Source organism: Caulobacter sp. 05T431 (assembly GCF_056665975.1).
Genome location: NZ_JBFTKU010000029.1, coordinates 38,535 through 56,724, shown reverse-complemented (window position 1 = coordinate 56,724; position 18,190 = coordinate 38,535). Strand labels below are relative to the sequence as shown.

Here is an 18,190-nt window from a genome sequence, read left to right as displayed (position 1 = left end):
CCCTATGCCTTCTCCGCGTCCTCGCTCGGCCGAGGCGCGATCAGGTCGGCCAGCTTGCGCCAGCCGAACGCGAAGCCGGCCAGCAGGACCGCGCCCAGCAGGATCACGCTGAACAGGTAGTCGATCTTCAGGCCCAGGTTCACCACCAGGAAGGCGTCGACCGCCGCCGGCGGGTGGAAGACCTTCAGCCGCAGCATGACCACCACCGCCAGGCCCACGGCGACCGCCGCCAGGACCGGCGACAGGGCCGATTGGGACCCGCCGACCGCCAGCACGACATAGCCCGCCAGGGCCGAGGCCAGGTGCCCGCCGATCAGGGCCCGGGGCCGGGCCGGCTCCGATCGTGGCGCGCCCATAACCAGGGCGATCGAGGTGATGAACGGGATGTGCCAGTAGGGGATCGCCGTCAGCCGAGAGGCCAAGACCAGGGCCCCGACGCAGATCGCGGCCCCCAGCCCCGCGAAGCCCATCCAGCCGGCGACCGGCGTCCGCAGCCAGCGCCGCGCGCCCGTCGTCAGGGTCTCCTCGATCGTCACCCGTCCCTCCCCCAAGGTTCGCGTCGAGCTTTAACATGGTTCGCCCCGTTGGCGTCCCGCGTCCGAGCGCCCATATCCGGATCCGCGCGCTTGAAGACCCGCGATCGACGAATTTCGCGACGCGCGCCGACCACCTCTTGAACACTGGCAAACCGCAACCATCTTTGTTGCCGATCGGCCGCCTATCCCGGTGGAGATCGCAACCAGGACCCCGCCGCCATGGCCTCCGCCCTCAAGGCCCTCTTCGCCCTCGCCACCGTCGCCGCCGTCTCGATCGGCCTGCTGCTGCCCGTCCCGGGCGGCGTGCACCAGAACCTGGACGCGCGCGGCCACTACGAGCTGATGGACGTGGGCAACTAGTCCGGTCACATCGCCTACCGGCGGGATGCGCTAGAACGCGTCCCGTCCAGGCGTCACGGACGCCGTCTCCGGCGCCGGCTGCCCGACCAGACCAATGACGCCGGCCAGCGCGATCGCCAGAGCCGCCAAGACCGCGATGGCGGGCCAGCCGAGAGCCGAGACAAGCGGGCCGGCGACCGCCGTGCCCAGGCTTCCGCCGATAAAATACGTGACCATGTAGACGCTGTTGAACGGAGCCGGCCGCCGCGGGGCGATGCCGAGCACCCGACGCTGGTTCGCGACCTGCGCCGAGAACAGGCCCGCATCGAACAGGGCCAGCGCCAGGAGCATCAGAGGCGCGAAGCTCAGGGTGAGCGACATCGTCAGCGCGCAGGAAAGCGCCAACGCCAGGCCGCCGAGCACGACGGGCCGGCTGCCGAACCGGTCGGCCAGCTGTCCGGCGACGCGGGTGGCGACGATGCCGGCGACGCCGGCGAGAGCGTAGAGGCCTATGGCGGTCGGCGACAGGCCGAGCGGAGGTAGGGCCAGCGCCAGAGACAGGCCCATCCAGACCAGGCTGAACGCGAAGAACCAGAGCGCGCCCGACGCGGCCGCCGATCGAAGATCGGCGTGGTCGAGCAGGAGGCGCGGCATGGAGGCGAGCGCGGCGAAATAGCCTTCGTCGCGATGCGGAGCGGTTCTTGGAAGCAGGACGCCGCTGCCCAGGGCGCAAGCCAGGCAGGCGCAGGCGACGATGAGGAGCATCGCGCGCCACCCCGCCAGGTCCGCCAGCCCGCCTCCGACCAGGCGGCCGAGCAGCACGCCGGCCGATATCCCCGCCGTGACGGTTCCCAGGGCGCGACCACGCCGGTCGGCCGACGAATGCTTGGCGGCCAAGGTGCTCATCTGGGCCCCGGTGCTGGCGCAGGCTCCGGAGACCAGCAGGGCCGCCCCGAAAGTCCAGACGTTGGCGGCGATCGCGGCGAAACCGAGCGAGGCGCCCAGGCCGGCAAGCTGGGCGGACAGAAGCCGTCGGGCCGGCATGTGGTCGACGAGCGGGACCAAAAGCGCCAGGCCGATCATGTAGCCCAGGATGGGCAGCCCCGCCGCCGCGCTGGTCGAGGCGAGCGACGCGCCGAGGTCTCGCGTTATGCGGCCCAGCTCCGGCTGGACCGTGTAGCTGGTCGAGGTCGCCACCCCGGCCGCCAACGCGAGGAAGAGGACCTGGGTCCTGGCGAGATATTGGGGACGGCGAGTTTCGTCTGTGTTGGCTGAGGTCATGGCCGCGACGCTAGACGCGGCGCCTTCCGATGGCTGGCGGAATCCGGACCCGGACAGAAACCCGCCGCTACGGCGTCGGCTGGGCCCGCAGGTCCACCGGCGCGGACGCGCAGCCCTTCAGGACCTGGCCGTTGATCGTCACCTCGGCGCGATAGTCGTACTTGCGGTCCGACATGCCGTCCGTGCAGGGCTCGGGATGCAGCTTGAACACCAGGCCGCCCACGCCCCACACGCCGACGTCGCCCTCGACCTTCACGCCGGTGTTGGCGGCGGTGACGTCGGGCTGGCCGGAGCGCGACAGGGTCAGGCCGTCGTCCTGGATCCGCCCGCCCCAGAACGGCTCGGTCCCCACCAGCTGGAAGTCGCCGGAGAAGTCCGGGCCCGGCGGGGTCGAGGCCGGTGCGTCGGCGGGCGCGGTCGAGGCGCCTTCGGACGCGCCCATCGGCGACTCCCCGCATCCGGCGAGATTGGCGGCAACCGTCAAGACCAGGCAAAAGGCGGCGAGGGTTCGAAGCATGCGGCGCTATCCTCCAGAGGGCGGCTCACGCTAGACTCCCCGGCGATGAATCGGAACGCCCCTCCCCTCTCCTTCTTCGAGTTCTTCGCCGGCGGCGGCATGGCCCGGCTGGGCCTGGGCCAGGCCTGGGACTGCGCCTTCGCCAACGACTTCGACGCCGTGAAGGCGGCGACCTACGCCGACAACTTCCCCGGCCAGGGGGATCACTTCCACCAGGGCGACGTCTGGGACCTGACCACCGCCGACCTGCCGGGCCGCGCCGACCTGGCCTGGGCGTCCAGCCCCTGCCAGGACCTCAGCCTGGCCGGCGCCCGCAAGGGCCTGGCGGGCGAGCGCTCGTCGGCCTTCTTCGGCTTCTGGAAGCTGGTCGAGTCGCTGGACGACCAGGGCCGCGCGCCCGACACCGTGGTGGTCGAGAACGTGGTGGGCCTGCTGACCTCGCACCGGGGCGACGACTTCACCGCCCTGTGCGGCCTGCTGGCGGCGCGCGGCTATCGCTTCGGCGCCCTGGAGATCGACGCCTCGCACTTCGTGCCCCAGTCGCGGCCGCGCGTCTTCGTGGTGGCCACCCGCCTGCCGGTCGAGGGCCTTGAGGGCCAGAGCCCGTTCCACGGCCGGGCCGTGCGCGAGGCCGCCGCCCGCCTGCCCGCAGAGCTGAAGGACCGCTGGATCTGGTGGGGCCTGGACGCTCCGCCCGCCCGCAACGCCGACCTCGCCGCCGTGCTGGAGCCCGACGACCAGGTCGAGTGGCGCGGCGACGACGCCACCGCCGCCCTGCTGGACCTGATGGCCCCCTCGCACCGCGCCTCGGTCGACGCCCGGATCCAGAGCGGCGAGCGCGCGGTCGGCGCGGTCTTCCGGCGCATGCGCGGCGGCGACCAGCGGGCCGAGGTGCGTTTCGACGGCCTGGCCGGCTGCCTGCGCACGCCGCGCGGCGGCTCCTCGCGCCAGACCCTGCTGGTGATCGACAAGGGCCAGGTGCGCTCGCGCCTGGTCACCCCGCGCGAAGGCGCCCGGCTGATGGGCCTGCCCGACGGCTATCGCCTGCCCCGCAGCGCCACCGCCGGCCTGCATGTGATCGGCGACGGCGTGGCCGCCCCGGTGGTCCGCTGGTTGTCCGAACGGCTCCTGACTCCCCTGGCCCTCAGGAAATCTGCGTCCCTGGCCGCAGAATGAKCCGCTGACACGTCAAAACCCACGGCCTAAGGTGGGTTAAATCCTCCTCAAGCGAGACTTCCCATGGACGACGCCTCCTCGATCTACGACGCCGCGCGGTTCAAGCGCGCCGGGCGCGGCAAGATCTTCGACTCGATCCTCGACACGGTCGGCGACACGCCGCTGGTCCGCCTGCCCAACCTGACCGCCGAGCTGAAGCCCAAGGGCACGGTCGTGGCCAAGCTGGAGTTCTTCAATCCGCTGGCCTCGGTCAAGGACCGCATCGGCGTGGCGATGATCGAGTACCTGGAGGCCAAGGGCCTGCTGAAGCCAGGCGGCACGATCGTCGAGCCGACCTCGGGCAACACCGGCATCGCCCTGGCCTTCGTGGCTGCCGCCAAGGGCTACAAGCTGACCCTGGTCATGCCCGAGAGCATGTCGATCGAGCGCCGCAAGATGCTGCTGCTGCTGGGCGCCAAGCTGGAGCTGACCCCGGCCGAGAAGGGCATGCGCGGCGCCGTCGCCCGCGCCCAGGAGATCATCGACGCCATCCCCGGCGCGGTGATGCCCCAGCAGTTCGAGAACACCGCCAACCCGCTGATCCACCGCGTCTCGACGGCGGAAGAGATCTGGAACGACACCGCCGGCGCCGTGGACGCCGTGGTCTCGGGCGTCGGCACCGGCGGCACCATCTCGGGCGTCGGCCAGGTGCTGAAGGCCCGCAAGCCGTCGGTGAAGATGGTCGCGGTCGAGCCCGAGGCCAGCGCCGTGCTGTCGGGCGGCGCGCCCGGCCCGCACAAGATCCAGGGCATCGGCGCCGGCTTCGTGCCCGGCATCCTGGACCGCGGCGTGATCGACGAGGTCATCCAGGTGTCGAACGACGACAGCTTCGCCATGGCCCGCAAGGCGGCCTCGACCGAGGGCCTGCCGGTCGGCATCAGCTCGGGCGCGGCCCTGACCGCGGCCTTCGACCTGGCCATGCGCGACGAGTACGCCGGCAAGCTGATCGTGGCGATCATTCCCAGCTTCGCCGAGCGCTACCTGTCGACCGCCCTGTTCGAAGGCCTCTGATCCAGGCCTAGGCGGAACGCGGGGGCGTGCGCGTCGGGATCGTCGGGTGCGGGATCGGCGGCATGGCCGCCGCCCTGTCCCTGGCGCGCGCCGGCCACGCCGTCACCCTGCTGGAGGCTTTCGAGGCCCCGCGCCCGCTGGGCTCGGGCCTGCTCCTCCAGCCGACGGGCCTGGCGGCCCTGCGCGCGCTCCAGCTGGACGAGCAAGTCCGCGCCGCCGGCGCCGTGGTCGGCCGGCTGGAGGGCCAGGACAGCCGCGGCCGCAAGGTCATGGACCTGGACTACAACGACTGGCGACCGGGGGCCCATGGCGTGGGCGTCCATCGCGGCGTGCTGTTCCAGACCCTGCACGACGCCCTGCCCGGCGCGGGGGTCGAGGTGGTGACTGGGGCCAAGATCGTCAGGATCGAGCACCCCGCCCGCCCCATCCTGCACGACGAGCGTGGCCGGTCCTGGGGGCCGTTCGACCTGGCGGTGATCGCCGACGGCTCGGCCTCGCCGCTGCGGCCGGTCCTGCGCCCCGGCGCCCGGGCCCCGGTCTATCCGTGGGGCGCGGTCTGGACCCACATGGCCGATCCCGACGACCGGTTCGGCGGAGCGCTGCGCCAGATCTACCACCGCGCCGAGGTGATGGCCGGCGCCCTGCCCGTCGGCCGCGATCCGGACGGCCTGTCGCCCACCGGCCTGGCGATGTTCTGGTCCGTGCCGGTCGCCGACCTCGACGCCTTCCTGGCCGGCGACTTCGCGGCCTGGCGCGACCGGCGGCTGAAACCCCTGTGGCCGGACCTGGCCGCCCTGCTGGCCGAGCGTACGGACTGGACCGGCTTCTCCAAGGCGCTCTATCGCGACGTCTCGGTGGGCCGCTGGAACCACCAGGCCTGCACCCTGCTGGGCGACGCGGCCCACAGCACCAGCCCGCAGCTGGGCCAGGGCGCCAACCTGGCCCTGATGGACGCGGTCGAGCTGGCCGACCGTCTGGGCCGCGACCACCGCCCCGTCGCGGTTTCTATCAAGGCCTGGCAGGCCGACCGCCGCCGCCACACCGCCCTCTACCAAGTGGCGTCCAAGGCCCTGACCCCGCTGTTCCAGTCGCACGGCGGCTTCTGGCCGGCGGTGCGCGACTGGGTCTTCACCCCGATGTCGGGCCTGCCCGGCGTCAAGCAGGTGGCGGCGCGCCTGCTGACGGGGACCCTGCGCCTGGGCCGGTTCCCGCGCGTTACACGGCCATGACTGACGTCTTCGACCCCGCCAAGCGCTCGGCCGTCATGGCCCGGGTCCGCAGCCGGGACACCAAGCCCGAGCTGCTGCTGCGCCGCCTGCTGACCGACCTCGGCGCGCGCTACCGCCTGCACCGCAAGGACCTGCCCGGCTCGCCCGACGTGGCCATGCCCGGCCGGCGGCTGGCGATCTTCGTCCACGGCTGCTTCTGGCATGGCCACGACTGCCCGCGCGGGTCGCGGGTGCCCAAGGCCAACCGCGACTACTGGCTGGCCAAGGTGGCGCGGAACGTCGCCCGGGACGCCCGCAACCGCGCCGACCTGGCGGAAGCCGGCTGGCGGGTGGAGACGGTGTGGGAGTKCGAGATGAAGGACCGGGAGGGGCTGAAGGGGAGGCTGGCCGAACTACTCCATGCCACTCAACCCCTGCCCCCGCCTGGCGGCTTCGCCGCCTGTCCGCCCCCATAGGGGGCGGAGGACGCGTTCCATGGACCTCGTCCCTCTCTGAGGGAAGACGACCGCGCAGCGGTCCGTAGGGGGCAAGTGGTCGGTGAACTAGGCCGCGGCTCTCGACGCCCCCGCCGGCAGCACCTCGCTCAGCGCCGCGTGCAGCTGACTGGGGTCGATCGGCTTGGCGACGTGGGCGTTCATGCCGGCCGCGTGGCAGGCTTCCCAGTCCTTGGCGGTGGCCGAGGCGGTGACGGCGATCACCGGGATGTCGCGGTTGGGCCCCTCGGCGGCGCGCAGCTGGCGCGTGGCGTCGCGGCCGTCCATGCCGGGCATGTAGACGTCCATCAGCATGACGTCGAACACCTCGGACTGCAGCAGCTCCAGGGCCCGCTCGCCGGACTCGGCCAGGGTGGGCTGGATGCCGAACGACTGCAGGACCAGCTCGATGGCCCGGCGGTTGACCACGTGGTCGTCGACCACCAGCACCCGCGCGCCCTCGACCACCACGCCGCCGGCCTGGGCGCCCGGCGCCTCGGTCGTCTCGACGCGCACCTCCAGCCGGAAGCGCGAGCCCTTGCCGGGCTTGCTGGTCACCGTCAGGTCGCCGCCCATCAGCCGGGCCAGCTCGCGGCTGATCACCAGGCCCAGGCCCGAACCGCCGTGCTCGCGCGCGACGTTGGACGCCAGCTGGTCGAACGGCGTGAACAGCCGCGCCAGCTGCGCCTCGGTCAGGCCCCGCCCGGTGTCGGCGACCACCGCCTCGAACATCAGGCAGTCGCCGGCCTCGCGCGCCGACAGGCGCACGGTGACCGCGCCGCGGTCGGTGAACTTGATGGCGTTGGACAGCAGGTTGTTCAGCACCTGGCGCAGGCGCATGGCGTCGCCGGCCACCCAGCGCGGAAGATGGGCCGCGCCCTCGACCCGCAGGCGCAGGCCCTTCTTGTTGGCGTCCGGACGCCACAGACGCAGGGTGTCGGCCATGGCCTGGCGCAGGTCGAACGGGGCCTGCTCGACCGCCATCCGCCCGGCGTCCAGGCGCGACAGGTCCAGCAGGTCGTTGAGCAGGGTGCGCATCATCGCCCCGGCGTCGCCGATCAGCTGGGCGTGCAGCTTGGAGGCGGCCTCGGGCACGTCGCTGTGCAGGCGCGCCGCCCCGGCCAGGATGGCGCTGATCGGCGTGCGCAGCTCGTGGCTGATCATGGCCACGAAGGCCGACTTGGCGGCGACGGCCTCCTCGGCCTCGTGGCGGCGGCGTTCGGCCTCCTCCTTGGCGGCGGCCTCGGCGCGCAGGGCGCGCTCCAGGGTGCGGGCGGCGACGAACACCGACACGATCAGCAGCGCCACCCCGAACCACAGGGCGTTGGCCAGCGGCGCGTGCGGATTGGCCGCCCGGGCCACGAACGGCACGATCAGCAGATAGACCACGTGCGGGGCGGCCGCCGAGATCGTCGCCGACCTCAGGCTGGAATTGACGACGATGACGTTGAGCAGGGCGCCGGCCAGCAGCATGCCGCCCAGGGTGGGGGCGAAGCGCACCGACGAGGCGAACAGCGGCAGCGACAGGAAGCCGAAGATGACCGAGGTGACMGCCGGCATGGCGGCCACCGCGAACCGCAGGGCCCGGCCGGGATTGGGATGGCGCACCATCAGCCGGATCAGGAGCAGTTCCAGCAGCTGGGCGGCGGCGTAGGTCCCGGCCCACATCCAGGTCCAGCTGGCGCCCATGAAGACGTGCAGCATCAGGGCGATCATCACCGTGGCGACGACGCGCAGGTACAGGTTGCCGCGCCGCGCGAGCGCCGCCCTCACCTCAGCCGACTGATGACGCCTGTCGTCCACACAGCCCCCCGTGTCGCGCGGTCCCCACCGCGCGGAAAGCCCATAGCATGAAACATCGTCGCTAAGAGGGGGTGAAAGACCCTGATTCGTTCGCGGGTGTTTCGGCCGACCACGGACGGAACCTGCCCGTATTCCCGGCCTGGACGGGCATTTTCAACTCGCGGGCGATGGCGAGGTGAGATTCGTGATCACGGCTTGCCTGGACGTATCAGGAAACCTCGCCCGGCGGCCGTCCCAGGGCCCGCTCCAGCGACAACGCGTCGCAGCCCTCGATGTCGATCAGCTTGAGCCGAGCCCCGGCTCCCGAGGCGATGGACAGGGACGACTTGGGCGCGCCCAGGGTCTTGGCCAGCAGGGCCAGCAGCGCCGCATTGGCCGCGCCCTCGACCGGCGGGGCGGCGACCCGCACCTTCAGATAGGGCCGGCCGTCGCCGTCCACCGCCCAGCCGTCGATGGCCTCGCGCCCGCCGCGCGGGGTGAGGCGGACGGCGAGGCGCATGCTCAATAGTAGCCGACCAACCGCAACAGGGCCTTTTCCATATCCTCCAGAATAAACCGCTGCACCGCGGTAATGATCAGCACCAAGACGATCGGACTGATGTCGACACCCCCCAGCGGCGGAATGAGCCGCTGAAACGGTCGTAGAACCGGCTGCGTCACGCGGTCCAGGAAGGTGCTGATCTGATAGACCGCGTGGTTGCGGAGGTTGATGATGTCGAACGCCACCAGCCAGCTCAGCACGGCCGAAATGACGATCGCCCACACCAGCATGGTCAACAGAGCGTCGACAATGAAGAACACAGAATGAATGATGGCGGCCATGGGCTTCCCGTCCGAGTGTCACGCTTCATTGCCGCGCCTTGACGGCCCTGGCAAGCAAAGGCCGCCGATCGGGCAACCGGGCGCTTGACGAGCCCGCCGCCCCAAAGTATCTCCGCGCTTCCTTGGGGCCGTAGCTCAGATGGTAGAGCGCCTCGTTCGCAATGAGGAGGTCAGGGGTTCGATTCCCCTCGGCTCCACCAAGGACCTTTCCGCCGCTGGCAACTCTCTAGATTAGCGCTTCTTCATGGTCCTTAGAGACAGGGCCTCCGAGCACGCGCTGCTTCTCTTCTTCAAATATCCGCCAGCAATGGACCAAGCGCGCTCGGTTGGTCACCGCGCCATCTTCCCAGCCAGGTCGTCCCGCTTTTGCGGCCTGGATCCGCGCAGCCAGGAATGCTGCTTCCGCCTTCGTTGTCACCAGGGCATCGACCGACCGGCTTGAAGGCATGCTCATCAACGTGAGCTCATCAAGCATGCGTTGCACGAGCCCGAGATTCGCTGGCTGAAGGTGGGCGTCTGCCCACGAACTTAGGTCTTTTCCTTCTAGGTTCTTCCAGAAGCTATCGTAGTGAAGCAGCATGGCCCGCACCGTTTGAGCTGCTACCTCAAGCGGTGCTGCGGCCTTTTCTCTTTCAACACGGGCAATTCGCGCGCCTTGGAGGCCCGTTACAAAGAGAGCAATGATCGCGCCCACAGCTTGCACCCAAGCGGCAGTAATCTCGCTCCAAAAATGCCGACTAGCTCCAACACCGAAAATCCAGCCGACCGCCAGCGCCCCTAAGGCAACCAACCAAACTGCTGGTGAACCTGGGATTTTGACAGTCATCGCCATCAGCCCCGCATTGTTCGCGCAAGTCGGCACGCCAACTGATGCCCGCCTTTGCACCGAAGACGCAATTAGGACTGGAGCCCGCCACTATAGCAAGGCTTCGGCGTGATCTATGGATTGCGGCATCCGCATTTGACATTCACCGTCCTACTAGGTGTCGGGAGAGGGTCGTATGCGTATCGGAAAACTGCTTCTGCTGTCGGCCGCCTGCGCGGCGCTCTCCACGCCGGCTCTTGCCCAGCCCGCCGTCGACCTGGCCCGCCAGCAAGCCACGGCGCAGCGGGTCCAGATCACCCGCGACGACTGGGGGATCGCCCACGTCCACGGCAAGAGCGACGCCGACGCGGTGTTCGGCATGATCTACGCCCAGGCCGAGGACGACTTCCCGCGCATCGAGGCCAGCTACCTGACCAATCTGGGCCGCACCGCCGAGGCGCCTATCGACCAAGGAGGCGGCGAGAAGGCGATCTGGCAGGACCTGCGGATGCGGCTGTTCGTCGATCCGGCCGACCTGCAGGCCCGCTACGACAAGAGCCCCGCCTGGCTGAAGGCCCTGATGGACGCCTGGGCCGACGGGCTGAACTACTACCTGGCTGCCCATCCGGACGTGAGGCCCAAGGTGCTGACCCGGTTCGAGCCGTGGATGGCGCTTTCGTTCACCGAGGGCAGCATCGGCGGCGACGTCGAGCGGATTTCGCTGGGCGAGCTGGAGGCCTTCTATGGCCAGCCGAAGCTGCAGGCCTCGGCCGAGGTCCGGGCGCGGGAGTTCGCGCAGGGCGTCGAGTTCCGCGAACCCACCGGCTCGAACGGCTTCGCCATCGCCCCGTCCAACACCAAGGACGGCCACGCCCTGCTGCTGATCAACCCGCACACCTCGTTCTTCTTCCGCTCCGAGCTGCAGATGACCAGCGACGCGGGGCTGAACGCCTACGGCGCGGCGACCTGGGGCCAGTTCTTCGTCTATCAGGGCTTCAACGCCCACGCCGGCTGGATGCACACCTCCAGCACGGTCGACGTGGTGGACGAGTTCGCCGAGACGATCACCCGCCGGGGCGACGGCCAGTTCTTCTACACCTACGGCGGCGAGCAGCGGCCGGTCGAGACGCGGGCCATCGAGATCGCCTACCGCGCCGCAGACGGAAGCCTGGCCAGGAAGAGCTTCACCACCTACCGCACCCACCACGGCCCGATCGTCCGCGCGGCGGACGGCAAGTGGGTGGCCTTCGCCATGATGTACAAGCCGGTCGAGGCGCTGCAGCAGTCGTTCCTGCGCACCAAGGCGGTGGACTACGCCAGCTTCCTGAAGGTCGCGGAGCTGAAGGCAAACTCCTCGAACAACACCCTGTTCGCCGACGACAAGGGCGAGGTGGCCTATCTGCACCCGCAGTTCATCCCCCGGCGCGACGACCGCTTCGACTACACCAAGCCGGTCGACGGCGCGAACCCGGCCACCGACTGGAAGGGCCTGCACGCCCTGTCCGAGGCCCCGCACCTGAAGAACCCGCCCAACGGCTGGCTGATGAACACCAACAACTGGCCCTATTCGGCGGCCGGTCCCTACAGCCCCAAGCCGGCCGACTATCCGCGCTACATGGACAGCGTCGGCGAGACGCCGCGCGGGGTCCACGCCACGCGGGTGCTGAGCGCCCGTAAGGACTTCACCCTGCCGACCCTGATCCAGGCGGCCTACGACCCCTACCTGACCGCCTTCGCCGACCTGGCCCCGACCTTGGCCAAGGCCTATGACGCGACGCCCGACGGCGATCCGACGAAGGCGCGGCTGGGACCGCAGGTGGCGGCGCTGAAGGCGTGGGACCTGAAGTGGTCGGCGGACTCGACCCAGACCTCGCTGGCGGTGTTCTGGGGCGAGGCCCTGTGGGCCAAGTCGGCGGCGGCGGCCAAGCGGGAGGGCGTGTCGGTCTACAAGTACATGGCCGAGCGCACGACGCCGGCCCAGAAGCTGGAGGCCCTGGCCGAGGCTTCGGACCGCCTGAGCGCCGACTTCGGCGACTGGCGCACGCCCTGGGGGACGATCAACCGCTTCCAGCGCAACGACGGCGCCATCGTCCAGACCTTCGACGACGCCAAGGCCTCGATCCCCGTGCCCTTCGCCTCGGGCCAGTGGGGGTCGCTGGCCTCGTTCGGGGCCAAGCGCTACCCGGGCACCAAGAAGTACTATGGCACCAGCGGCAACAGCTTCGTGGCCGTGGTCGAGTTCGGGCCGCGGGTGAAGGCCCTGGCGGTATCGGCGGGCGGCGAGAGCGGCGATCCGACGTCCAAGCACTTCCTGGACCAGGCCCAGCGCTACGCCGACGGGAACCTGCGGCCAGTCTATTTCTACCCGGACCAGTTGAGCGGCCACGTCGAGCGCCGCTACCGGCCGGGCGRGTGACGAAGTCGACTTGAGCCGGACGCGATTGCAGCCCATGGTTGGCTTTCGGGGGAGACGCGACATGAAGCCTGTCCACGCAATTCGCGCCGTGAGCGTCGCCGGCCTGGCGCTGCTGCTCAGCGCCTGCGCGCTGTTCGCCCCGCCCTACGACGCCACCCTAGATGAGAAGACCACCAGCGCCTACGAGAGCGTGGCCAAGCTGGCGGCCCAGGCCGAGATGGGCCTCTATCAGGACAAGGCCACCTATCCCGCGACGGTCGACACCTACGCCACCATCCAGGGCGCCCTGGCCGTGGTCGCCGTACGCGCCGCCTCGGCCCCGGTGGCCGGCAAGCGGGCCGAGCAGGCGCGCGACATGACCGTCGGCTTCATCAAGGGCTGCAGCGCCCAGGTCTCGGGCCTGGCCAAGCTGCACCAGACCTACGGCGTGGTCCAGAACACCGGCGCCACCCAGGCCATGATGATCAGCTGCGACCAGGCGGCCAAGGCCGTCGGCGCGATGAAGAACAACTAGGGGGAACCGCCGATGCTGGATTTCGCCAACCTGCGGATCGACAACGTGGACCAGCTGGTCTCCACCCTGGAGGACGAGCTGGGCGGGGTGTCCACCCAGTGGTGGAACGCCAACAAGTCGGTGGTGGCCGGCTACCTGCGCAGCCTGGCCGAGGCGGCGCTGCAGACCCAGGTGGCGCTGGGCAACAAGCAGATCCCGCCCGAGGCGGCCGACATGATCATGCGCAACCAGCAGCTGGCCTTCAACCAGACCCTGCAGTTCACCAAGTTCATGACCCTGGTCCTGGCCCAGCAGCTGCTGGACGCGACCTTCCGGGTGATCGGCTGGGTGATCTACAACAAGACGGGCATCAACCTGGCTCCGAGCCTGGTGCAGCCGGCAGGGACGGACGCGAGCTGACCTCAGACGAAAAAAGCCCCGCCGTCGCCGGCGGGGCTTTCTCGTCTCGAAGGACCGTGAGGCCTAGCCGCGCTTGTCGCGCTTGGCCAGGACGCGCAGGCGCAGGGCGTTCAGCTTAATGAAGCCGCCGGCGTCGCGGTGGTCGTAGGCGACCTTGCCCTCCTCGAAGGTGACCAGGTCCTGGTCGTAGAGCGAGTAGGGGCTGGTGCGGCCGATGACGGTGACGTTGCCCTTGTAGAGCTTCACCCGCACCTGGCCGGCCACCTTGGCCTGGCTGTAGTCGATGGCGGCCTGCAGCATCTCGCGCTCGGGCGAGAACCAGAAGCCGTTGTAGACCAGCGACGCATATTTCGGCATCAGCTCGTCCTTCAGGTGCATCGCGCCGCGGTCCAGCGTGATGCTCTCGATGCCGCGGTGGGCGGCCAGCAGGATCGTGCCGCCGGGGGTCTCGTAGACGCCGCGCGACTTCATGCCGACGAAGCGGTTCTCGACCAGGTCCAGACGGCCGACGCCGTTGTCGCGGCCCAATTCGTTCAGCTTGGTCAGCAGGGTGGCCGGGCTCATCTTGACGCCGTCGATGGCGACCGGATCGCCCTTCTCGAAGTCGATGGTGATGATGGTCGGCTTGTCGGGCGCGTCCTCGGGCGAGATCGTGCGCATGTGGACGAACTCGGGGGCCTCGACCGCCGGGTCCTCCAGGACCTTACCTTCCGAGCTGCTGTGCAGCAGGTTGGCGTCGACGCTGAACGGGGCCTCGCCGCGCTTGTCCTTGGTGATCTGGATCTGGTGCTTCTCGGCGAAGTCCAGCAGGGCCTCGCGGGACTTGAAGTCCCACTCGCGCCAGGGAGCGATCACGGTGATGTCGGGCTCCAGGCCGTAGTAACCCAGCTCGAAGCGGACCTGGTCGTTGCCCTTGCCGGTCGCGCCGTGGCTGACGGCGTCGGCGCCGGTCTTGCGGGCGATCTCGATCTGCTTCTTGGCGATCAGCGGACGGGCGATCGAGGTGCCCAGCAGGTACTGGCCCTCATAGACCGTGTTGGCGCGGAACATCGGGAAGACGTAGTCGCGCACGAACTCCTCGCGCACGTCCTCGATGAAGATGTTCTCGGGCTTCACGCCGGCGGCCAGGGCCTTGGCGCGGGCCGGCTCGATCTCTTCGCCCTGGCCCAGGTCGGCGGTGAAGGTCACGACCTCAGCGCCGTATTCGGTCTGCAGCCACTTGAGGATGATCGAGGTGTCGAGGCCGCCCGAATAGGCGAGCACGACCTTCTTCACGGACTTGTCGGCCATGAGGGGGTCCTTCCGAGGAAACACAAAGTCGCAGGCGCCTCTCCTCTGGAGAAACACCGGGTCGCGGGGCGTTTAGCGCGGTTTCACGACGATTGAAACGGCGTGTTGGCCGATCCTAGAGATCACCTTCGTCGCTCAAGGTCTCCATGACCTTGCGCAGGTGCACCAGCTGGCTCAGCGCCAGGGCGGCGGCCAGGGTGGCGCGCACGCACAGCACGATCACCGCGCTGGCGCCTTCGACCCTGTAGGTCACCTGGGTCAGGGTGAACGACAGCAGGATCAGGATCGCCAGGACCGGGATCGCCAGCAGGCCCACGCCCTTGGACGCCCGCCAGGTCGGCCGGCCGTCCAGCCCCCACTGCATGGGGATGCGCGCGCCCTTGGGGATGCGCTTCCAGGCGCTTTGGGCGGTGGAGGCGATGATCGCCAGGGCGGCGATCGACAGGCCGTCGCCCAGGATGCGCAACGCCGCTTCCATCGCCTAGACCGTCACCTGCGCGCCCAGCTCGACCACGCGGCCGGGCGGGATCTTGAAGAAGTCGGTCGGATTGGTGGCGTTCTTCATCAGGAAGATGAAGATCCGGTCCTGCCACAGCGGCATGCCGCTGTTGGCCGACGGCACGATCGAGCGGCGGCCCAGGAAGAAGCTGGTGGCCATGATGTCGAACTTCAGCCCCTGCTGCTTGCGCAGGATGGCCAGGGCCTTGGGCACGTTCGGGCTTTCCATGAAGCCGTAGAAGATCTCGACCTTCTTGAAGTCGGCGTTGATCGCCTGGGTGCGCACGCGGTCCTCGTCGGCGACGCGCGGGGTCTCGGCCGTGCGGACGGTCAGCACCACGTTGCGCTCGTGCAGCACCTTGTTGTGCTTGAGGTTGTGCATCAGGGCGACCGGGGTCATGTCCGGGTCGGAGGTCAGGAAGATCGCCGTGCCGGGCGCGCGGTGCGGGGCCCGGGCCCGCAGGATCTCCATCAGGTCGACCAGGGGCACGCTGTCGCGGCGGGTCTTGTCCGTCAGGATCTGGGCGCCGCGCGTCCAGGTCCACATGATCAGCACCAGCACCGCGCCGAACACCAGCGGCAGCCAGGCGCCGTCGGGGATCTTCAGCGCGTTGGAGGCGATGAACACCATGTCGATCAGGGCCAGGGGGATCAGCAGGGCGGCGGTCTGCCAGAGGCTCCACTTCCACACCAGGCGCAGCACCACATAGGCCAGCAGGGTGTCGACGAACATCGCGCCGGTCACGGCGATGCCGTAGGCGCTGGCCAGCTTGTGCGAGCTCTGGAACATGATCAGCAGCGCCAGCACGCCGACCAGCAGGAAGGTGTTGACCGCCGGCACGTAGATCTGGCCGGCCTGGGTCTCGGACGTGCGCTTGATGTCCAGGCGCGGCAGCAGGCCCAGCTGCACCGCCTGCTGGGTCATCGAGAAGGCGCCGGTGATCACCGCCTGGCTGGCGATGACCGTGGCCGCCGTGGCCATCAGCAGCACCGGCCAGTAGGCGAAKGTCGGGACCATGTCCCAGAACGGATTGTGCCGCGAGGCCGGGTGATCCAGCACCAGCGAGCCCTGGCCCAGATAGTTCAGGGCCAGGCAGGGGAAGGCCAGGTACAGCCAGGCGGCCTGGATCGGCTTCTTCCCGAAGTGGCCCATGTCGGCGTACAGGGCCTCGGCGCCGGTCACCGCCAGGAACACGCTGCCCAGGATCACGAAGCCCAGGAAGCCGTTCTCGAGCAGGAAGCGCACGCCGTACCAGGGATTGACGGCCCGCAGGATCGACAGGTCGTCGACCAGGTGGAACAGGCCCAGCCCGCCCAGGATCAGGAACCACGCGGCCATGATCGGCCCGAACAGCGAGGCCATCCGGTGCGTGCCCTTGGCCTGGACCAGGAACAGGGCCACCAGGATGCCGGCCGAGATCGGCAGGATGTAGGGGGTCAGGGCGTGGCCGACGTGCGGCGCGTCCTTCATGCCTTCCACCGCCGACAGCACCGAGATGGCCGGGGTGATGATGCCGTCGCCGTAGAACAGCGCCGCGCCGATCACGCCCAGGAAGAACACGGCGGTCGAGCGCTTGCGCGCCGCCTTGCCCAAGGCCTTCTGGGCCAGGGCCATCAGGGCCAGGGTGCCGCCCTCGCCCTTGTTGTCGGCCCGCATGAAGAAGATCACGTACTTGATCGTGACGAACAGGGTCAGGGTCCACAGCACCAGCGACACCACCCCCAGCACGGCGTGCTCGGTGGCGGTGGTGCTGCGCGAATGGGCCAGGGCCTCGCGCATGGCGTAGAGCGGGCTGGTCCCGATATCGCCGAACACGACGCCCACGGCGCCGAGCGCAAGCGCCAGGAAGCTATGCCCTTTCAGGTCATGGCCGGCTTGCGGAGGGACGTCACACACAGCGGTGTTGGGGGCGGCGCTGTCGGCAGCGGGAGCGCCAGAGGCTTCGGAAGCCATTCAATCCCTCCGGGGTCGCCCTCGCAAAACGCGGTGCGGAGCCCCATATCGATCAAGCGGGGCGCGATACACCCAATCCTGCTCCGGTTCAATCGCGACCTGAAGCGGGATAACAACGATAGTTTTTGGTTGAACGCACGAACCACGCCCTTAGGGTCCTGCCACGGAAAAATGTCAGACAGTCAGAAATTCCCCGTCGCCGCGCACGCCCTGGCCTATCTGGCGCACAAAAGCGCCTTTTCGGCCGATCGCGCCGTGGCCAGCGCCGAGCTCGCCGCCTCGGTCCCGACCAACCCGGTCGTGGTGCGTCGCGTGACGGCCATGCTGGGCAAGGCGGGGCTGATCGGCGCGCGCGCGGGCGCCAACGGCGGCGCCTGGCTGCTGAAGGCCCCCGAGACCATCACGCTGGACGTTGTGCTGCGGGCCGTGAACGGCTGCGCCCATCTCGGCGTCGCCCCCAAGGGGGTGAAGGGCTGCCCGGTGGGCGAGAAGATCCCCGACGCCGTGCGCGGGGCGATGATCGCCGCCGACACCGCCGTGGCCGAGCGCCTGTCGACCATCTCGGTGGCCGACCTGCTGAACGGCGCGGCGACCGAGGCGGCGGCTTAGGGCCCGCGTGATCCGGGTGCGGGCGCGATKACCGGCGGCATGATCGAACAGTTGCGCGCCGCCCTGCGCGACGAAAAGCTGATCCGCCTCTATCGCCCGTTCGAGCAGACCTATGTCCGCGGCTACATCCTCGGCGTCGATTCGGAGTTCTTCCTGCTCGGCCTGGTCAGCGACCGGCTGTGGCTCGACGGCTTCGAATGCTTCCGGACCGACGAGGTGGACGAGCTGGTGGACGACCCCTACGCGGATTTCACCCAGGCCGCCCTCGCCGCCCGGGGCGAGGCCCGCCCCGAACTCACGCTTCGCCTGACGAACATCGCCGCCCTGCTGCTGTCGGCCGCCGAGCGGTTTGCGCTGGTGACGATCCACAAGGAGCGCGACCAGCCCGACGCCTGCTACGTGGGCAAGGTGATCAGCGTCGAAGGCGGGATCGTCTGGATGCTGGAGATCGGTCCGGACGCCAGATGGGACGCCGCCCC

Annotated in this window: 19 protein-coding genes and 1 tRNA gene; 10 read left to right on the top strand and 10 right to left on the bottom strand. The window is 69.5% G+C overall.

The window, feature by feature from the left end:
• Positions 1–2 precede the first annotated feature (2 nt).
• Positions 3–536 carry an HPP family protein gene (locus AC1U89_RS22175; protein ID WP_479901804.1) on the bottom strand — a complete coding sequence of 178 codons (534 nt, stop codon included), beginning with the start codon at positions 534–536 and terminating at the stop codon, positions 3–5.
• A 219-nt stretch (positions 537–755) separates the two neighbouring features.
• Here AC1U89_RS22175 and AC1U89_RS22170 point away from each other — a divergent pair, with 219 nt between their 5' ends.
• Complete coding sequence (locus AC1U89_RS22170) at positions 756–896, top strand: hypothetical protein (protein WP_479901803.1); 141 nt, start codon at positions 756–758, stop codon at positions 894–896.
• A gap of 30 nt (positions 897–926) precedes the next feature.
• Here the strand turns inward: AC1U89_RS22170 and AC1U89_RS22165 are convergent, their stop codons facing one another.
• Both AC1U89_RS22165 and AC1U89_RS22160 read right to left on the bottom strand, forming a co-directional pair.
• Positions 927–2,156 (bottom strand): MFS transporter, encoded by a 1,230-nt coding sequence (locus AC1U89_RS22165; protein ID WP_479901802.1) that lies wholly within the window; start codon positions 2,154–2,156, stop codon positions 927–929.
• Positions 2,157–2,223: 67 nt separating this feature from the next.
• Entirely contained in the window at positions 2,224–2,598 is a 375-nt protein-coding gene (locus tag AC1U89_RS22160; RefSeq protein WP_479901801.1) for a hypothetical protein, read from the bottom strand.
• A 120-nt stretch (positions 2,599–2,718) separates the two neighbouring features.
• Between AC1U89_RS22160 and AC1U89_RS22155 the strand changes: the two genes are divergently transcribed.
• From AC1U89_RS22155 to AC1U89_RS22140, 4 genes are all read left to right on the top strand, one after another.
• Complete coding sequence (locus AC1U89_RS22155; protein ID WP_479901800.1) at positions 2,719–3,849, top strand: DNA cytosine methyltransferase; 1,131 nt, start codon at positions 2,719–2,721, stop codon at positions 3,847–3,849.
• A gap of 63 nt (positions 3,850–3,912) precedes the next feature.
• Complete coding sequence (gene cysK, locus AC1U89_RS22150) at positions 3,913–4,899, top strand: cysteine synthase A (RefSeq protein ID WP_479901799.1); 987 nt, start codon at positions 3,913–3,915, stop codon at positions 4,897–4,899.
• A gap of 26 nt (positions 4,900–4,925) precedes the next feature.
• Positions 4,926–6,128 (top strand): FAD-dependent oxidoreductase, encoded by a 1,203-nt coding sequence (locus AC1U89_RS22145; RefSeq protein WP_479901798.1) that lies wholly within the window; start codon positions 4,926–4,928, stop codon positions 6,126–6,128.
• Positions 6,125–6,583 carry a very short patch repair endonuclease gene (locus AC1U89_RS22140; RefSeq protein ID WP_479901797.1) on the top strand — a complete coding sequence of 153 codons (459 nt, stop codon included), beginning with the start codon at positions 6,125–6,127 and terminating at the stop codon, positions 6,581–6,583. The genes AC1U89_RS22145 and AC1U89_RS22140 overlap by 4 nt, the downstream gene beginning before the upstream one ends.
• An 87-nt stretch (positions 6,584–6,670) precedes the next feature.
• On the opposite strand, the gene AC1U89_RS22135 is transcribed toward AC1U89_RS22140, so the two are convergent.
• The 3 genes from AC1U89_RS22135 to AC1U89_RS22125 form a co-directional block, all read right to left on the bottom strand.
• Positions 6,671–8,317, bottom strand: coding sequence for an ATP-binding protein (locus tag AC1U89_RS22135; RefSeq protein ID WP_479901828.1), 1,647 nt, complete (start codon positions 8,315–8,317; stop codon positions 6,671–6,673).
• A 295-nt stretch (positions 8,318–8,612) separates the two neighbouring features.
• Positions 8,613–8,903 (bottom strand): DUF167 family protein, encoded by a 291-nt coding sequence (locus AC1U89_RS22130; protein WP_479901796.1) that lies wholly within the window; start codon positions 8,901–8,903, stop codon positions 8,613–8,615.
• 2 nt (positions 8,904–8,905) lie between these two features.
• Positions 8,906–9,226: a YggT family protein gene (locus AC1U89_RS22125; RefSeq protein ID WP_479901795.1), complete on the bottom strand. Its 321-nt coding sequence runs from the start codon at positions 9,224–9,226 to the stop codon at positions 8,906–8,908.
• 124 nt (positions 9,227–9,350) lie between these two features.
• On the opposite strand from AC1U89_RS22125, the gene AC1U89_RS22120 reads away from it, so the two are divergent.
• A tRNA-Ala gene (locus AC1U89_RS22120) sits at positions 9,351–9,426 on the top strand.
• A 26-nt stretch (positions 9,427–9,452) separates the two neighbouring features.
• Here AC1U89_RS22120 and AC1U89_RS22115 read toward each other — a convergent pair.
• On the bottom strand, positions 9,453–10,052 hold the full coding sequence (locus tag AC1U89_RS22115; RefSeq protein ID WP_479901794.1) for a hypothetical protein: 600 nt from the start codon (positions 10,050–10,052) through the stop codon (positions 9,453–9,455).
• 175 nt (positions 10,053–10,227) lie between these two features.
• Here AC1U89_RS22115 and AC1U89_RS22110 point away from each other — a divergent pair, with 175 nt between their 5' ends.
• The 3 genes from AC1U89_RS22110 (at position 10,228) to AC1U89_RS22100 (ending at position 13,360) form a co-directional block, all read left to right on the top strand.
• Positions 10,228–12,447, top strand: a complete 2,220-nt coding sequence (locus AC1U89_RS22110) for a penicillin acylase family protein (protein ID WP_479901793.1) — start codon at positions 10,228–10,230, stop codon at positions 12,445–12,447.
• 61 nt (positions 12,448–12,508) lie between these two features.
• A complete protein-coding gene (locus tag AC1U89_RS22105) occupies positions 12,509–12,961 on the top strand; it encodes a hypothetical protein (protein WP_479901792.1) in 453 nt (150 codons plus the stop codon).
• A gap of 12 nt (positions 12,962–12,973) precedes the next feature.
• Positions 12,974–13,360: a hypothetical protein gene (locus AC1U89_RS22100; protein WP_479901791.1), complete on the top strand. Its 387-nt coding sequence runs from the start codon at positions 12,974–12,976 to the stop codon at positions 13,358–13,360.
• A gap of 63 nt (positions 13,361–13,423) precedes the next feature.
• Here AC1U89_RS22100 and AC1U89_RS22095 read toward each other — a convergent pair whose 3' ends face one another.
• From AC1U89_RS22095 to AC1U89_RS22085, 3 genes are all read right to left on the bottom strand, one after another.
• Positions 13,424–14,650, bottom strand: a complete 1,227-nt coding sequence (locus AC1U89_RS22095) for an argininosuccinate synthase (protein WP_479901790.1) — start codon at positions 14,648–14,650, stop codon at positions 13,424–13,426.
• A 115-nt stretch (positions 14,651–14,765) separates the two neighbouring features.
• Positions 14,766–15,128 carry a DUF1648 domain-containing protein gene (locus tag AC1U89_RS22090; protein WP_479901789.1) on the bottom strand — a complete coding sequence of 121 codons (363 nt, stop codon included), beginning with the start codon at positions 15,126–15,128 and terminating at the stop codon, positions 14,766–14,768.
• A gap of 3 nt (positions 15,129–15,131) precedes the next feature.
• Positions 15,132–17,102: a potassium transporter Kup gene (locus AC1U89_RS22085; RefSeq protein WP_479901788.1), complete on the bottom strand. Its 1,971-nt coding sequence runs from the start codon at positions 17,100–17,102 to the stop codon at positions 15,132–15,134.
• A gap of 171 nt (positions 17,103–17,273) precedes the next feature.
• On the opposite strand from AC1U89_RS22085, the gene AC1U89_RS22080 reads away from it, so the two are divergent.
• Entirely contained in the window at positions 17,274–17,711 is a 438-nt protein-coding gene (locus AC1U89_RS22080; RefSeq protein ID WP_029910754.1) for an Rrf2 family transcriptional regulator, read from the top strand.
• Positions 17,712–18,190: the final 479 nt, after the last annotated feature.

Coding starts and splice junctions, on each gene's coding strand:
- AC1U89_RS22160 (WP_479901801.1), bottom strand. CDS start 2,598: ATGGGCGCGTCCGAAGGCGCCTCGACCGCGCCCGCCGACGCACCGGCC.
- AC1U89_RS22130 (WP_479901796.1), bottom strand. CDS start 8,903: ATGCGCCTCGCCGTCCGCCTCACCCCGCGCGGCGGGCGCGAGGCCATC.
- AC1U89_RS22115 (WP_479901794.1), bottom strand. CDS start 10,052: ATGACTGTCAAAATCCCAGGTTCACCAGCAGTTTGGTTGGTTGCCTTA.
- AC1U89_RS22105 (WP_479901792.1), top strand. CDS start 12,509: ATGAAGCCTGTCCACGCAATTCGCGCCGTGAGCGTCGCCGGCCTGGCG.
- AC1U89_RS22165 (WP_479901802.1), bottom strand. CDS start 2,156: ATGACCTCAGCCAACACAGACGAAACTCGCCGTCCCCAATATCTCGCC.
- AC1U89_RS22170 (WP_479901803.1), top strand. CDS start 756: ATGGCCTCCGCCCTCAAGGCCCTCTTCGCCCTCGCCACCGTCGCCGCC.
- cysK (WP_479901799.1), top strand. CDS start 3,913: ATGGACGACGCCTCCTCGATCTACGACGCCGCGCGGTTCAAGCGCGCC.
- AC1U89_RS22100 (WP_479901791.1), top strand. CDS start 12,974: ATGCTGGATTTCGCCAACCTGCGGATCGACAACGTGGACCAGCTGGTC.
- AC1U89_RS22125 (WP_479901795.1), bottom strand. CDS start 9,226: ATGGCCGCCATCATTCATTCTGTGTTCTTCATTGTCGACGCTCTGTTG.
- AC1U89_RS22080 (WP_029910754.1), top strand. CDS start 17,274: ATGTCAGACAGTCAGAAATTCCCCGTCGCCGCGCACGCCCTGGCCTAT.
- AC1U89_RS22090 (WP_479901789.1), bottom strand. CDS start 15,128: ATGGAAGCGGCGTTGCGCATCCTGGGCGACGGCCTGTCGATCGCCGCC.
- AC1U89_RS22155 (WP_479901800.1), top strand. CDS start 2,719: ATGAATCGGAACGCCCCTCCCCTCTCCTTCTTCGAGTTCTTCGCCGGC.
- AC1U89_RS22095 (WP_479901790.1), bottom strand. CDS start 14,650: ATGGCCGACAAGTCCGTGAAGAAGGTCGTGCTCGCCTATTCGGGCGGC.